Source organism: Bacillus sp. ISL-46 (genome assembly GCF_018613205.1).
Window position 1 is genome coordinate 133270 of record NZ_JAGGQR010000038.1, and the last position, 15739, is coordinate 149008.

At 40.1% G+C, this 15739-nt stretch carries 14 protein-coding genes; 13 read left to right on the plus strand and 1 reads right to left on the minus strand.

Annotated features, from left to right (window positions below; translation table 11 throughout):
* The first annotated feature begins 103 nt into the window (after nucleotides 1-103).
* The 10 genes from J7E67_RS18435 (at nucleotide 104) to J7E67_RS18480 (ending at nucleotide 11218) form a co-directional block, all read left to right on the plus strand.
* Nucleotides 104-634 carry a TRAP transporter small permease gene (locus J7E67_RS18435; protein WP_214713649.1) on the plus strand — a complete coding sequence of 177 codons (531 nt, stop codon included), beginning with the start codon at nucleotides 104-106 and terminating at the stop codon, nucleotides 632-634.
* On the plus strand, nucleotides 631-1914 hold the full coding sequence (locus tag J7E67_RS18440; protein WP_214713647.1) for a TRAP transporter large permease: 1284 nt from the start codon (nucleotides 631-633) through the stop codon (nucleotides 1912-1914). The genes J7E67_RS18435 and J7E67_RS18440 overlap by 4 nt, the downstream gene beginning before the upstream one ends.
* 58 nt (nucleotides 1915-1972) lie before the next feature.
* Entirely contained in the window at nucleotides 1973-2875 is a 903-nt protein-coding gene (locus J7E67_RS18445; protein WP_214713645.1) for a fumarylacetoacetate hydrolase family protein, read from the plus strand.
* Nucleotides 2876-2901: 26 nt separating this feature from the next.
* Nucleotides 2902-3228 carry a UxaA family hydrolase gene (locus tag J7E67_RS18450; protein WP_214713643.1) on the plus strand — a complete coding sequence of 109 codons (327 nt, stop codon included), beginning with the start codon at nucleotides 2902-2904 and terminating at the stop codon, nucleotides 3226-3228.
* A complete protein-coding gene (locus J7E67_RS18455; protein WP_308160493.1) occupies nucleotides 3200-4366 on the plus strand; it encodes a UxaA family hydrolase in 1167 nt (388 codons plus the stop codon). The genes J7E67_RS18450 and J7E67_RS18455 overlap by 29 nt, the downstream gene beginning before the upstream one ends.
* A 112-nt stretch (nucleotides 4367-4478) precedes the next feature.
* Nucleotides 4479-5951 (plus strand): alpha-ketoglutaric semialdehyde dehydrogenase GucD, encoded by a 1473-nt coding sequence (gucD, locus tag J7E67_RS18460; RefSeq protein ID WP_214713683.1) that lies wholly within the window; start codon nucleotides 4479-4481, stop codon nucleotides 5949-5951.
* Nucleotides 5952-6824: 873 nt separating this feature from the next.
* Nucleotides 6825-8084 (plus strand): MFS transporter, encoded by a 1260-nt coding sequence (locus J7E67_RS18465; RefSeq protein ID WP_214718371.1) that lies wholly within the window; start codon nucleotides 6825-6827, stop codon nucleotides 8082-8084.
* A gap of 26 nt (nucleotides 8085-8110) precedes the next feature.
* Nucleotides 8111-9292, plus strand: coding sequence for a M20 metallopeptidase family protein (locus J7E67_RS18470; RefSeq protein WP_214718369.1), 1182 nt, complete (start codon nucleotides 8111-8113; stop codon nucleotides 9290-9292).
* A gap of 140 nt (nucleotides 9293-9432) precedes the next feature.
* Nucleotides 9433-10548 carry a M20 metallopeptidase family protein gene (locus J7E67_RS18475; protein ID WP_214718368.1) on the plus strand — a complete coding sequence of 372 codons (1116 nt, stop codon included), beginning with the start codon at nucleotides 9433-9435 and terminating at the stop codon, nucleotides 10546-10548.
* Between the two features lie 505 nt (nucleotides 10549-11053).
* Complete coding sequence (locus J7E67_RS18480) at nucleotides 11054-11218, plus strand: hypothetical protein (protein ID WP_214718367.1); 165 nt, start codon at nucleotides 11054-11056, stop codon at nucleotides 11216-11218.
* A 248-nt stretch (nucleotides 11219-11466) separates the two neighbouring features.
* Here J7E67_RS18480 and J7E67_RS18485 read toward each other — a convergent pair whose 3' ends face one another.
* Nucleotides 11467-13356, minus strand: coding sequence for a beta-glucosidase (locus tag J7E67_RS18485; protein WP_308160807.1), 1890 nt, complete (start codon nucleotides 13354-13356; stop codon nucleotides 11467-11469).
* Between J7E67_RS18485 and J7E67_RS32155 the strand changes: the two genes are divergently transcribed.
* The 3 genes from J7E67_RS32155 to J7E67_RS18495 all read left to right on the plus strand — a co-directional run bounded on the left by J7E67_RS32155 (nucleotide 13271) and on the right by J7E67_RS18495 (nucleotide 15638).
* Entirely contained in the window at nucleotides 13271-13819 is a 549-nt protein-coding gene (locus J7E67_RS32155; RefSeq protein ID WP_308160808.1) for a hypothetical protein, read from the plus strand. The genes J7E67_RS18485 and J7E67_RS32155 overlap by 86 nt on opposite strands.
* Before the next feature lie 327 nt (nucleotides 13820-14146).
* A complete protein-coding gene (locus J7E67_RS18490; protein ID WP_214732559.1) occupies nucleotides 14147-14587 on the plus strand; it encodes a YaiI/YqxD family protein in 441 nt (146 codons plus the stop codon).
* A gap of 139 nt (nucleotides 14588-14726) precedes the next feature.
* A complete protein-coding gene (locus tag J7E67_RS18495) occupies nucleotides 14727-15638 on the plus strand; it encodes an AEC family transporter (protein WP_214718364.1) in 912 nt (303 codons plus the stop codon).
* The last annotated feature ends 101 nt before the right edge of the window (nucleotides 15639-15739 follow it).

A 15739-nucleotide genomic window follows, 5' to 3' on the forward strand; every position in this document is an offset into this window, starting at 1 on the left:
TGACCGTTACCATCCCACTATATGACCTCCTTGTTCCTTATTAATGGATTATGCCGGTTGTAACGTATTGGATACATAGTCAACTAAAGGGGTGAAAGAACAAATGGTGAAACAACTTGGTCGTTGGATAGTAAATTTAGATAGCATATTCGCCTCCATTTCCCTGGTTTTAATTATTAGCGTTTCTGTCGTCGGAGTATTTATGCGGTTTGTATTAGGGGAACCATTACAATGGACGGAAGAGATGACCTTGGCTTTATTCGTTTGGTTTACCTTTCTCGGTGCAAGTGTTGTCGAAAAAGAAAATGGACATGTTGGCATAGAGTATTTTGTAGAAAAACTAAATCCCTCAATAAAGAGAATCGCCGATTTGTTTAAGGAAATTGTTCTTACTTTTATTAGTTTATTCGTCTTTGTTTACTTAGGTAGTCAGTTGACAGCACAGGCGGCAACGAGATTAACTCCTGTACTCAGAGTTAGTTATATCTACATTGATGTAGCTGTGGTTTTATGTGGAATATTCTCGGCGATTCATATTATTTCTCGCATTGGTAAGATGAAGCAACAAGTTAAAATCAATGAAGGGCAAATAAAAGGATATCAGACTGCATCCCAGGAGGAGGCGAAACTATGACAGTCGCGGTTACATCCATTTCCTTATTAACGCTGTTTTTGTTAGGTATTCCAGTCGCCTACGCGATCATCGGAAGCTGTTTACTCTATTTTTTACTTTCTGTAGATATAGAGCCAATGCTGCTCGCTCAAAGAATGATTGCCGGAATAGAATCTGTCCCACTTCTTGCTATCCCCTTCTTCGTCGTTGCCGGCGTGTTAATGAACTATACGGGAATTACTCGCCGAATCGCCGATTTTGCTGAAGTGATTACCGGACATCTTCCTGGAGGAATGGCTCAGGTTAGTGTCGTGTTAAGTACGATCATGGGAGGACTATCAGGATCTGGTTTAGCAGATGCGGCGATGCAAGCGAAAATGATGCATCCCGAAATGATTAAAAAGGGATACGCTCCTGGCTTTTCTGCATCTGTCATTGGCGCATCGTCCCTTATCACACCATTAATTCCCCCGGGGATTGGTATGATCTTATATGGCTATATCGGAAATGTTTCGATTGGTAAGCTATTCATGGCTGGAGTTGTTCCTGGCTTGATGACATGTGTGCTCATGATGATTGCCGTTCATATCGTTGCTAAAAAAAGGGGTTATCTTCCCACTAGAGAAAAAATGGCACGGCCTAAAGAAGTGGCCGTTGCTTCGAAGAATGCCATTCTCGCCCTATTACTGCCAGTCATCATCATTGGCGGGATCCGTATCGGTGTTTTTACACCTACTGAAGCGGGAGCCGTGGCGATCGTCTATGCATTATTGATTGGATTTTTATTTTATCGAGAAATGAAACTTCCACATTTAAAAGAAGCGCTTAAAGAATCTGTTTCCACTGCTGCCTCTATTTTAATTATTATTGCTGCAGGTTCTGCTTTTGGCTGGATTCTTACTTGGGAAAGAATTCCGCATGTTGCCACTCAATATGTAACGAATATGGTAAGTACACCAATTGCTTTTCTGTTAATCTTGAATGTCTTTTTATTAATCCTAGGGATGTTTATCGAAGGAAATGTCGCCATTGTTATTTTAACGCCGCTGATTATACCGATGGGTCAGGCTTATGGAATTGATCCTGTCCATTTAGGAATGGTCTTCTTATTTAATATTGGAATCGGGACGATTACCCCGCCATTAGGAACAGCCATTTTTACAGTTTGTTCTACAGCAAATGTAAAGATAGAGGAATTTTTAAAAGAAGTTATCCCTTTTTACATTGTTTTAATCATCGCGTTATTGCTGATTACATTTATCCCGGTAATTTCCCTGGGGTTACCTAGTCTATTAATGTAATTTGACGGAATATTAAATCTAAATTTCATAAAACTCAGCAGAAAAAGGAGAATGAGTTATGCGGGTTATTCGGTACCAAAATGAAAAGGGAACCCCGGTTTTAGCAGCTTTAACTAATCAATCTGAGGTTTACCCCCTTGCATATCAGGATTTTATGGAACTAGTGGCGTACGCGCAGACTACCAAGCAGACTCCTTTGTCCCTTATTCAAGAAGTGATCAAAGCGGAACAGCCGGAGAGGGTGAAGTTAGCGGAACTTTCCTTGCTCCCGCCCATCGTAGCGCCGGAAGTATGGGCAGCAGGTGTCACGTATGAAAAAAGTAAAGAAGCCCGAAATTATGAAGCAACAGCTGGAAAGCTCGATGCGACGACGTTTTACGATAAAGTGTATGACGCAGACCGCCCAGAGCTTTTCCTGAAATCGACCGCTGCTAGATTAGTAGGTCCTAATGCTGAAGTGTATATCCGCAGTGACTCCAATTGGCAGATCCCTGAACCAGAACTGGGACTCGTCATCAATAAAACGGGAGAAATTCTGGCTTACACGATTGGAAATGATATGAGTTCCCGGGATATTGAAGGAGAAAACCCGCTCTACCTTCCTCAGGCAAAAATATGGAAGCATTCCTGTGCCATTGGCCCTGCACTTCTGCTTGCAGACGCAGTAGAAGACCCTTACCAGCTTGACATTATTTGCAGAATTTATCGTCATGGCCAAAAGGTAGTGGAAGGGTTTGCTAACACGAATCAATTAAAAAGAAAATATGACGAATTAGTTTCTTATCTTTTAAGAGATAATGAGATTTTTGATGGGACCGTCCTGTTAACCGGTACCTGTATCGTTCCACCAAATGAATTTACGCTGCAGGATGGCGATTTAATCGAAATTGAAATTCCTAAAATTGGAGTGTTAAGCAATCCGGTGAAGGCACCGGTTAATAAGCATGCTGCTCTTTATTAATAAATTGATGAGGGAGCCTTTACAAAATGGATAAAAATTATAATGCTGTGATGATTAAACCAATTGATAATGTCGCAACGGCACTGGAATATATTCCGGCGAATGCAATCGTAACACTCACTTGCCAAGATAAGAGTGTATCAGTAAAAGTACAAAAGGATATTGAGTTTGGTCATAAGTTTGCCATCAGCCTGATCTCTAAAGAAGCGAATATCGTAAAATACGGTGAAGTGATTGGCAGGGCCATTCAAGATATTGAACCAGGGGTACATGTTCATATTCATAATATTGAAGGAATACGTGGAAGAGGTGACCAAGTTGGAAATAACAAACAACAAATTCTGGGGATATAGAAGAGCGGATGGAAGAGTTGGGGTTCGGAATCATGTGTTAATTTTACCAACGATTACATGTGCAACCCAAGCAGCTAAACAGATTACAGAATTGGTTTCGGGAACGGTATCGTTCATTCATCAGCATGGCTGTGCTCAAGTTGGAGTAGATTACGAGCAAACCTTTCGTACGTATGTAGGTATGGGGGCAAATCCCAATGTATACGGAGTCGTTGTGCTAGGTCTCGGCTGTGAAACACACCAAGCTAGAAGTGTGGCAGGAGAATTAGCCAAAACCAATAAACCTGTTGTAGTGGTTTCAATTCAAGACCATGGCGGTACATTATCCGCGATTGCAGAAGGAGCAAAGATCGCAGCTAAAATGGTGCAGGATGCTTCTGCACAAATGAGAGAGTTATGTGATATTAGCGAACTAGTCATTGGAACGGAATGCGGCGGATCTGATGCTTGTTCCGGTTTATCTGCGAATCCTGCTGTTGGATTTGTCAGCGATATGATTATTGAGCGTGGTGGAACCGCCATTTTAGCTGAAACGACAGAGTTAATTGGAGCCGAGCATTTATTAGCAGAGCGGGCAGTGGATGATAAAGTTGCCCAAAAGGCATATCAAATCATTCATGCGATGGAAAACCGCTCTCTTCAAATGGGGGTGGATATCCGAACAGGAAATCCGAGCCCTGGAAACAAAAAGGGCGGTCTTAGCACACTAGAGGAAAAATCCTTAGGTGCCGCTACGAAAGCAGGAAGCAAACCATTACAAGAAATTATTGACTATGCCGAGCCTCCTACAAAAAAAGGCCTGGTTTGGATGGATACCCCAGGACACGATATTGAACAGATGACAGGAATGGTGGCCGGCGGAGCTCAAGTTGTTCTTTTTACAACGGGAAGAGGGACTCCTACTGGTTCTCCGATTGCTCCGGTAATTAAAATCTCAACCAATACTGGTATTTTTGAAAGAATGTCAGAAAACATTGATTTGAATGCCGGAACGGTTATCGAAGGAAAAGAGTCAATTGATTCTGTAGGTGAGAGAATTTTTGATGAAATTACGAAAGTTTCATCTGGTAAATTGACAAAAGCTGAAATTTTGAAACAGCACGATTTTGGCATTTGGAGGATCGGACCAACTTTCTAATAGGTTTTTTGGAGTTGGTGGGAGCACGGCTTATCAGCAAACCTACATAACTCATCTAATCAAAAAACAGTTTATTTGCGAATCTATCTTCACAGAAAAGGGGATGTAAATGATGCAAACAATATACAAAACAAAAACATATAAAAATTTTATCAATAACGAGTGGGTAGAATCTGCCTCACAAGAAGTAATTAAAAGTATTAATCCTGCCAATAAAGAGGAAATCGTAGGATATGTACAAAATTCTACAAAAGAGGATTTGGACAAAGCGGTAGAATCTGCACATCGGGCAAAAAAAGTGTGGCGAAAGCTTGGTCAAGCGGCTAGAGGACAATTACTTTTTAAGGCAGCTAATATCTTGGAAGAAAATCTTGACGATGTGGCTGAAATGATGACAAGAGAAATGGGCAAAACACTTCCAGAAGCAAAAGGAGAAACTGCAAGAGGTGTAGCCATTCTTCGCTATTATGCAAGCGAGGGTATGCGTAAAGAAGGAGATGTTATTCCTTCTACTGATAAAGATGCATTGATGTTTACAAAACGGTCACCGCTTGGTGTAGTTGGGATCATTACTCCATGGAACTTTCCAGTGGCTATTCCTATTTGGAAAATCGCACCTGCCCTTGTATATGGTAACACGATTGTACTTAAACCGGCGACGGAAGGAGCAGTGACTGCGGCTAAGGTAGTAGATTGCTTGGTGAAAGCCGGTCTTCCTGAAGGTGTGTTGAACTTTATCACGGGTTCAGGGTCTGTTATCGGTCAGGCGCTAATTGAACATCCTCTATTAAATGCGATTACCTTTACCGGATCTGAAGGCGTTGGTAAAAATGTAGCCAGAGCAGCAACAGAGCGCGGAATTAAATTCCAAATGGAAATGGGTGGGAAAAATCCAGTTATCGTCGCCAAGGATGCTAATCTTGACTTGGCGGTTGAAGGTGTAATCAGTGGAGGCTTTCGCTCAACCGGGCAAAAATGTACGGCTTCAAGCAGGGTTATTGTGGAAAAAGCAGTTTATGATGAATTTAAAGAAAAACTGATCCAAGAAACCAAAAAAATTACAGTGGGTAATGGCTTACAAGATGGTATTTGGATGGGGCCATGTGCAAGTGAAGCGCAGTTTAACACTGTACAAAAATATATTGGAATTGGTAGAAAAGAAGGGGCAACCCTAATCTTGGGCGGTGAAGTTTTACAAGGAGAAGAATATAAGAACGGATTTTATATTACTCCAGCTATCTTTGAAAATGTAACACCACAAATGGCTATTGCCCAGGAGGAGATCTTTGGCCCAGTCATCGCGTTAATCAAAGCTGATTCATTAGAAGAAGCGATTGAACTTGCAAATGATACAAAATATGGCCTAAGTGCTTCTATCTTTACATCCAACATCAATTCTTTATTGAGCTTCGTCGATGATATTGAAGCAGGTCTCGTAAGAATCAATGCAGAAAGTGCTGGTGTAGAACTCCAAGCTCCGTTCGGTGGAATGAAAGCATCAAGTACAGGTTCCCGCGAACAGGGAGAAGCAGCCAAAGAATTCTTTACGGCCATTAAGACGGTGTTTGTAAAAGGGGATTTTTAAGGAAGCTAGTGTGCTCAGGTAATGTCAAGCTCAGAGGTATGTCAAAGATTGATAGTTTTTTGATAAGCAATTTAAGAGGTTAAAGGGAGAGGTGTATTAATCGCACTTCTCTCTTTTTTTATGGATCCAGTCTGAATGCAGGTCTCATTCGGACAAGTAAAGGAGAAAAAAGTTTGAGTCTGTCCGAATGCATCAGATTTAGATGAGTTTATTAACTTAATAGAATGAACTGTATCTTAGGTATTGAAAATAGGAAAAATCCAGTAGCACATAGCTGACGGATCTCAGTTTAGGTAATAAAATAAATGTCTTACTACATTTTTATAGATGTTATAAAAATGTAGGAGAGTTTCTTAAGAAAAAACAAAATGCCCTGCTTTTTCTGTGCAGGGCATTTCGTTATCTTACAATGAGGTCCCTCTATAAATCTTGCTTTTTCGTTTATAGCTCAATTTATTTTTATTAATGATAAATTTAGGAAGAAGCACTTTAGAATAAGATAAAGTCCCGAATACACCCACCGTTGGATCCGAGAAAAGATTGGTTAAAAGGATATACAAAAAATAATATGTATAAATTACTGTAAAAATTTTTTTACAATATGTACATTCTTATCATTACTTAATTATAAAGTTTATAGTGCTGAAAGTTAAAGAATAATAGGATTTAACAGCAAAAATCAGACAAAATAAAAAAAGAAAGATAAGTTGGCACAAAATTTGCATAATAAAAAATCATAAGAAAAATGTCTCTTTTTGGCCGATGATACTAGGAAGCGCTTACAAGGAGAGAATCAAAGGAGGGATTTTATTTTTAGTTAAAATAGATTTAGGGCAGTACAGCTAACAATATTAAAAAAGGGGATGGTATGTTGTGAACAACAAGGGGAAGATTTTTTATGGTTGGTGGATTGTAGTAGCAACTTTTTTGATTATGATGTTAATTTATGCTCCGATTGCTAACTTAGTTTCACTATTTACTCTGCCTGTTACCAATGAACTCGGATTCGAAAGGTCCCAGTTTATGACGTATTATACGATTATGGCTTTAGCTGCAATGGTTGTAGGCCCTATAGCAGGTAAACTAATGAAAAAGATGGACATTAGGATATATTTAACATTATTTATCTTAATAGGAGCTAGTGCATTTGTTGGCTTTTCATTTTCAACAAAACTAATTCATTTTTATTTATTTGCAGTACTTATGGGTGCATCCCTATCAGGTGGAGCAATGATCCCAACATCCGTTCTTATCACAAATTGGTTTAATAATAAACGTGGATTATGTTTGGGTATAGCGTTATCAGGGACTGGTTTCGGCGGTGTCATCCTGAGTCCTTTAGTTAACTGGCTCATTACAGCCTACGGATGGAGATCAGCCTATCTTGTTCTAGGGATTTTAATAGGTATAGTATTAGTCCCATTTGCAGTATTTGTAATTAGATTAAGTCCAACTGATAAAGGTTTAATGCCATTAGGTGAGGCAAAAACTTTACATCCTACGAAAAAGAATGTATTAACAGGTACAACTCAAGGACAAGCACTTAAGTCAGTGTCATTTTGGACTCTTTGTTTAGCCGTCTTAGTAGGTGGCATTGTGGTTAATAGTATGCTGATCAATCTTGCCCCATATTTAGCAGATATAGGTGCCACAGCCAAAACAGCGGTATTGCTATTATCAATAGGTTCGGCAATGGTGATCATCGGAAAGCTGCTGGTCGGGCGCTTATTTGACAAGTTAGGATTATTCACCACCTTACTTATTATTTCTACAGGAAGTTTGGTAAGTTTTATATTCCTGATGAAAGGGAACATTCTATTACCTGCCATTCTTTATACCGTTTTTTCAGGTATAGGTGCAACGGCTGTAACTGTTTCACCTGCTTATCTTACTGGAGCGCTTTTTGGTGAGCTAGAATTTGGTGCAAAATATGGGGTAGTATCAATATTTATATCATTAGGTGCAGCGATCACTCCGATCGTATCAGGTGCGATATTTAATATGAACCATTCCTATGAATTATTACTATATGTTTTAATTGTGCTTTCTGTTGTTCAATTCGGATTGTTCTTCGTTTCCATTAAATTGAAGCCTAAATTTTCTAAAAATTCATTGGATGAAGATGTAGCATAATTTAAAAAATGGAAAGGGGTATTTTTATGAATAAGACGATAAACATGGCTAACACTTTATCAAGCGCAGTTGAGATCAAGGATGAACTAATCAAACACCGGAGACATCTTCACGAAAATCCTGAACTTGGATTTGACTTACCAAATACAGTCGCATACGTGAAAGAAACATTAAAAGGTATGGGGCTCGAGCCCAAAAAGGTCGGGAAAGCAGGATTAGTTGTAACTATTGGCAAGGGAAATGGAAAAACTCTTTTGTTAAGAGGAGACATGGATGCTTTACCTATAAAGGAAAATACCGATTTGCCGTTTAAATCGACGAATGAATTTATGCATGCTTGTGGTCATGATATCCATACGACATTCATGCTCGGTACAGCAAAGTTATTAAAGGAAAGAGAAAATGAAATCAACGGAACGGTCAAAATCATGTTTCAACCAGCTGAGGAAATTGGCGCTGGAGCGAAGGATATGGTGGCCAATGGGTTAATGGAAAATCCAAAAGTAGATGCAGCACTTGCCCTTCATGTTGATCCAGGCTTGGAAGTGGGGAAATTCGGATATAAACCAGGCATTGCTGCTTCATCATTAGATGGCTTTTTCCTAAAAGTACAAGGAAAAGGCGGACATAGTTCTGAACCTCAAAAAGCCATTGATCCATTGATGATTATCAACGCAATCTACAGCCAATTAAATACGTTAGTGGGTAAAGAAATAGATCCAAGTGAAAGAGCCGTTCTTGTTGTTGGGAAGATGGGTGGCGGTACGGCTGCAAATATTATTCCTGATTCCGCACATCTCGATGCAACCTTACGTACGTTAAATCCTGTAGTTAGGGACCATCTATTTAAGAGAATCCCAGAAATCATTGATGGAACGGTGAAAATGATGCGTGGTACCTATCAGCTTGAAACCCTATCAACACCTTCGTTATATAATCATGCAGAATTATGCGAACAAATGTCACCATATATAAAAGAAGTTATTGGTGAAAATAACCTCGAAGTTAACAATGAACCATTATCCGGTACAGAAGATTTTTCCTATATTAGTAATCTTGTTCCTACGATGTTTATGTGGGCGGGTGCCAACGGATTAGGAGATCGCAATTATCCCCTTCATAATCCGAATGTCGTCTTAGACGAAGGCGTTATACCATGGGGAGTAGCTGTCGCTGTGCATACGGCAATAAATTGGATCAATAATTAAACAACCTATAAAAAAGGTAGGTGGTAAAAATTTTTTTACTCCTTAACAAAAAAATTTTACATTAAAAATGATTGCTGGAATTTCTCTAGTAATATATTAGAACAGCCAGGGATTACCTTTTATTAGAGGAGGCAATGAAATTGGAAAAGAAAAATCTTGAATTGGCGATTCAGCTTCGTCATGAGCTCCATGCTCATCCAGAATTATCAAATCATGAAGTTTGGACGAAACAGCATTTGATTAATTTTCTTAAAGCAAACACAAATCTTGAGATCGTTGATAGAGGCCTTTGGTTTTATGCCATCTATCGTTCCAAAGTGGGAAGAAGAAACGTCGCATTCCGCGCGGACTTCGATGCTCTTCCAATAGACGAAGTGATTGATCTGCCATACGGTTCCCAATATCCTGGAGTTTCTCATAAATGTGGACATGATGGACATGCTGCAACCCTTTGCGGTTTTGCTCTGGAAATTGACCAGAAGGGTTGTGACAATAATGTCTTCTTCCTGTTTCAGCACGCTGAGGAAACAGGTGATGGTGCTGCACAGTGTTCTGTTTTCATAAAGGAAAATAGCATTGATGAGATCTTTGCTTGGCATAGTATGAGTGGTCTTAAATACAATACCGTATATGTCATCGATGGAACAGCGCATTGCGCTTCCAAGGGTATGACCATCTATATGGAAGGTGTTCCTTCTCACGCCAGTGAACCAGAGAAGGGAATAAATCCAGCCTTTGCAATTGCGAAAGTAATTGATGCCATTCCTGGATTCATTGATCCTGCAAACAATAGGGGGTTAGTTCTCTGTACAGTTGTTCAGGTAGACATTGGTGCAAAAGCATTCGGTGTCAATGCCAGCAGGGGTGCTCTTCGAATGACCATTCGTGCACTTTACGAGGATGAACTGGACAGACTTCAGAAGAATCTAGAGGGTTTTGCGAAGACTGAAGCTGAGAAGTATGGATTGAAAGTGAGCTTCGAATATCAGGATGAATTCCCGGAAACTTCTAATCACAAAGAAAGCTCTAACAAGATTCGTCAGGTCTGCAAACAAAATGGGCATCAGATGTTGGAGTTATCTGAAGCATTCCGCGGTTCCGAAGATTTCGGTCACTACACGAAACTCACAAAAGGTGCCTACACCTATATTGGAAACGGTGAAGATTATCCGAACCTGCACAGTTACGAATTTGACTTCAGGGACAATCTCATTGAAACAGCTGTGGAACTGTTCAAGGGACTAGCTGTATTATAAGATGACATTTGGTGCCTGACCCCCGTTACGTAGTGTATTTGAAAAGTAGCAATAGAAAACAATAAAACACTGCATTAGAAGATTCATTCTAATGCAGTGTTTTTCTTTACTCCGCCATACGGTTTTGCCAAATTAATTTGAAATAGTGTTGATATTAAAGGTAAATTTCATCGTTCAGTTAGAAATTCTACCAGAAACAGTTAAGAAAGTACTTGAGCTTTGTCAGCAACAAAATGTTCCTGTTCGATGCTGGCGCTGGATTTAACGGTGCACAAAAAGGCATGCCGTCATTTGATGATGTGAAAAAACGATTAAGTCATTGAACCATGATCCATATTTTGGTTCGTGGTGTTATGGCTCGATCACGTTAAACTCTAGTGATGAACTAGAGTTTATTTCCAATGGAGTTAGTAATTAAATATTTAGTTATCAAAAGGTATGTTGAAATATTTAAATAAAAAACGAATTATTGCAGATAATTTATATATATGGAAGGAGGGGGACAATGGAAAAGAACAATAATGATAAAAATCTTACAAACAAGAATCAAGAAGAAAGCTTGGAAATTAGTTCTACAGGTTATGGATATGAGTCTGTTACAACAGAAACAGGAGCGGAACAAACAAAAAAACAAGCAAAAGGGACGAGCCAATCTTGTGGAGGTTTGTAATTTCTCCCATTTGATTATGAATCTTTCTTTTTTATTCTTCAAGAGTCCATACTAGAAACGATATAATAAAAAATGGTTATTAATAACAAACATTATAAAAGAGGGAGTTTCCAATTAACTTGGTAACTCCCTCTTTTATATAAAAATAGTTTTCGCCAAAATGAATCGCCATAGCACCATTCATGAAAAATCAAATGATTTGTGGATTTCATCACAGTTATCAACAGCTAGAGTAACAGCTTTTCATTTTACTCTATTGTAATGGAAGCCTCACTTGTTGTGCCCGGCTGGCGACGTACCGTAATGGAATCAGTCAGCGTGGCCTTGTCAGAAGAGTTACCGACTTTCACCTCGTACGTACCTTCAAGAGTTTTCCACGCGTCAGCATCGGCATCCCAAATGGACAATGGGTGGTTAGACGCTGACGGGTCGATGGTAATTGTGACATGCTTCTTCTCACCTGGTTCTAGCCAGATTTTCTCAAAACCAACTAAGCGTTTAGGTGGCTGGTTCGCATTTTCAGGCAGACCTAAGTAGACCTGAGGCACTTCAGCGCCGGCAACGTCTCCGGCGTTCTTCACGAAGAACGCAACCTTAATAGGCTTGGTACCATCAGTGGTCTCCGGTGTGACAACGAGCTTAGAAATCTCGAAGTTGGTGTAGGACAAACCATGACCAAATGCAAAAAGAGGTTTGATACCTTTGGAGTCGTACCAGCGGTAACCCATTTCTAGACCCTCCGAATAGTACACTTGCGGAATCTCCCTGCCAGTACTATCTAACACTCCTTGATTAACTCCAGGGTAGCGGTCGGCGGTGCTAGTTGGCGTGTCCGCTTTTGCTACTGGATAGGTTACCGGAAGCTTACCGGATGGGTTTACGAGACCGAATAACAAATGGGCAACAACATTGCCGTCCTTCTGGCCTGGATTCCATGCTTCAAGTATTGCTGGAACCTCGTTAACCCAAGGCATGAGAACGGGATCGCCATCTTTGAGCACGAGTGCGGTTTTCTTGTTTGCTGCGGTAACGGCTGTTATCAATACGTCCTGGTTGTCAGGTAGAGACAGACTTGGGCGATCTCGACCCTCAGAGGTTAAGACACCAGCCATAAGGATGACAACGTCGGCATCCTTCGCTGCAGCAACAGCCGCGTCGAGGTTGCTATTGTCATTAGCAACAGTCACTTTGGTAATGGTTGCATCTGAACCTAGTTTTGTTAAAGTGTTCTGCAAACCCTGAAGCGGTGAAACCGTGTAAAGCGGACTTACCCGTGAGCTGCCTCCACCACCGGCGACGGCTGCGTCGACGTATGTCGTCTTGCCAATTAAGGCGATTGAATGTACGGAAGAGTTTAGTGGCAACAGGTTACCCTCGTTCTTTAGCAAGACGGCTGTCTGCTCGGCAATTTCGCGGGATTTAGAACCGTTGGTCTCAGCGTCGATGGTACCTCGAACGATGGGACGGTCGAATATGCCATATTTGAACATTTGTACGTATCGACGATTAAGTGCTTGGTCGATTGTTTCCATCGTTAGGCTCTTGTTGTCAAGTGCAGCCTTGATGTCTACGTTTGTGAAGAACCTGGCGTTTTGCATTTCTAAATCCAAGCCGGCGTTTAACGCAGGTGCAGTTGAATGTGTAGCGCCAAAGTCAGACTGGACGTAGCCCTTAAAGCCCCACTGATCACGTAGGACCGTGTTCAGCAAATACTCATTTTCGCATGAGTAGATACCAGCCACCCGGTTGTACGAGCACATGATTGAGCCAACGTTGCCATCTTTGACTGACATCTCAAACGGCAACAGGTAGAGTTCGTGAAGTACATTCTCGGCGATGTTTACGTTAACAGTTCCTCGGTTCTGTTCCTGATCATTAAGTACGTAATGCTTCGACATCGCGATGATGTCGTTGTCTTGAATTCCCTGAATTTCTTTCGAAGCTAGAACACCTGCGAGGTAAGGGTCCTCACCCATGTACTCGAAATTACGACCGTTCTCGCCCAAACGTGCGAGATTGATACCTGGTGCTTCGAGCTCGTGCAGGCCTAGCGTGCGCGCCTCTCCGCCCATCAAGTTACCAAAGTCATATGCGAGGCTAGGATCGAAACTGGCCGCAAGTCCAAGCGCAACTGGCAGAGCAGTGGCCTTATCCTGCGGGCTGCAATCACCGCCGCCAAGACCGACGGGACCATTCGTGATCCGGAACGTCGGGATCTCTAGCTCAGGAATGCCGGGGATGTGCCGACTAGGGCTACCACATTGCGGAAGCTCAGGAATTACTCCGCGAGCCCCGGCAAGCTGTTGGATCTTCTGGTCCAGTGTCATTGCGTCGAGTAGAAGTTCCGAACGTGCCTCAGGAGCAAGTGACGTATCCATCCAGGGTAACAGTGACGAGGCATCTGACGGAACAGCATTGGTAGACTGGCTCGGTGACGCGGCGAATGCCCCGCCGACAATGGATACGGTAGCAATACTTGATACAAGTGAAGACCAAATAAGTTTTCTTAAACTTTTAGCTGATTTAGACATTTTATACCTCCTTTTATTTGAACTTATCGAACTTACCGTACGCCTCCTCATCCCTATGTGTAAGCGTTAACATTCCGAGACAACTTAATTATACGGAATATTCTAATTTTTTAACTTGTGAAATTTTTAGACTTTTTTGTAATTTTTTTATCATCTTAATCTGTAATGGTTAACGATTTCATAAGGTTATTGCCGACCAAAAATAAGTCGAGGTTTGACGTAGGGCTTTCACTACAAAGGTTTTTATAAAAAGTTTAGTAAATGCTAGACTTGGGAAACGAACATACTGGGGGTCAGGCACTTTGCAGCACCGTCCTTGTGCTTACATGGTTTGACAAAAGCGCAATTTAGCAATAGTATCACTATTAATTCGAACTTTTTTACAGGGGAGATAAAGATGAAAATTTATGTGGATGCAGATGCTTGTCCGGTAAAAGATATTATTATTTCTGAAGGAAGAAATGCAGAAATTCCTGTTGTCCTTGTTACGAGCTTTTCTCATTATTCTAATGCGGAACAACCTTCAGGAGTGGAAATCATTTATGTTGATTCAGGAGCAGATGCTGCTGATTATCGGATTATGAAGTTAGCTGAATCAGGAGATATTATTGTTACGCAAGATTACGGACTTGCATCGCTAGGTTTAGCAAAAGGATGTACAGTTCTTCACCATAAAGGGTTTAGCTATACAAATGAAAACATTGACGAATTATTACAAACACGGTATTTAAGTGCAATGGCTCGAAAAAGCGGTAAGCGAACAAAGGGACCCAAGCCTTTTACAACAGAAGATCGGGAGCAATTTAGGAGGCTTTTTAAACAAGTTATTTTTAATTAGAGTGTTGACTCAGCCAACACTCTTCTATTCATTATTAGACAGAGACGTCATCTTGATGAAATGACTTGATGAATTTATCACGTATACTTACTTACAGAAACTCAAATTTAGATACTTCATAGAGGAGCGTATTTTTTTAATGAATCAGGAATTTCTTTCTATTATTATTATCATTGCCCTTGGGTATCTATTAAAACGTTTAAATATTTTACAAGAAAAAGATGGAGTAGTCATTTCAAAAATTATTTTTAAAATTACCCTTCCTGCCTTAGTTCTTGTCACATTCGATTCTGTAAAAATAGAAACTTCTTTAATTTTGTTACCAGTTATCGTACTTGTTTATGGAATCATAGCAGCAAGTCTAGGTTTCTTAGTTTTTAAAAATGAGGAAAGAGAACTGAAAGGTTCTTTTCTGATGCTTTCTTCCGGATTTAATGTTGGCTTATTTGCATTTCCTTTAGTTTATGCAATTTGGGGTATGGATGGATTAACATATTTTAGTATGTTTGATGTCGGAACATCATTTGTCGTTTTTGGAATTGCCTATATTTTAGGAAGTTATTTTTCAGCAGAAGGACTTAGGCTTAAACCATTAGAAATTCTAAAAAAACTTGCCAAGTCTATTCCGTTAATGACGTATCTTATGGCTAGTCTTTTAAATTTTAACCACCTCCATTTACCTGATACGATCATTCATGTTGCAAGTACAATCTCTGGTGCCAATATGCCGTTATCATTATTATTATTAGGGCTCTATTTGAATTTTAAATTTGACAAACAATTGATTAAACCAATGTTGAAATATTTAACCTTCCGATATGGTTTAGGTCTACTTTTTGGATTAGGTTTATACTATATCCTTCCGTACAATCAGATGTATCGATTTACAATTTTGATCGGTTTATTACTACCTGTTGCAGCATCCGCCTTAACATTTGCAGTTGAATTTAAATACAGCACCAGCAGCACCCGTTTAATCGCTACTATATCAAATATTACGATTTTAATTAGTATTGTCATTTTATATATTTTTGCAAACTTTATTTTATAAAGCTTTCAATTAAAAGATCTGATCCTTTTGATGGGTAAATTCACTAGAAATTGGGAAGAAAATTGTGAAAAAATACACATCAGATTTCCCAAATCAATGTT

Bases quoted from the DNA above. Each gene is read 5' to 3' on its own strand.
- gucD (WP_214713683.1), top strand. From the start codon at position 4,479: ATGCAAACAATATACAAAACAAAAACATATAAAAATTTTATCAATAAC.
- J7E67_RS18445 (WP_214713645.1), top strand. From the start codon at position 1,973: ATGCGGGTTATTCGGTACCAAAATGAAAAGGGAACCCCGGTTTTAGCA.
- J7E67_RS18490 (WP_214732559.1), top strand. From the start codon at position 14,147: ATGAAAATTTATGTGGATGCAGATGCTTGTCCGGTAAAAGATATTATT.
- J7E67_RS18440 (WP_214713647.1), top strand. From the start codon at position 631: ATGACAGTCGCGGTTACATCCATTTCCTTATTAACGCTGTTTTTGTTA.
- J7E67_RS18480 (WP_214718367.1), top strand. From the start codon at position 11,054: ATGGAAAAGAACAATAATGATAAAAATCTTACAAACAAGAATCAAGAA.
- J7E67_RS18495 (WP_214718364.1), top strand. From the start codon at position 14,727: ATGAATCAGGAATTTCTTTCTATTATTATTATCATTGCCCTTGGGTAT.
- J7E67_RS18470 (WP_214718369.1), top strand. From the start codon at position 8,111: ATGAATAAGACGATAAACATGGCTAACACTTTATCAAGCGCAGTTGAG.
- J7E67_RS18435 (WP_214713649.1), top strand. From the start codon at position 104: ATGGTGAAACAACTTGGTCGTTGGATAGTAAATTTAGATAGCATATTC.
- J7E67_RS18450 (WP_214713643.1), top strand. From the start codon at position 2,902: ATGGATAAAAATTATAATGCTGTGATGATTAAACCAATTGATAATGTC.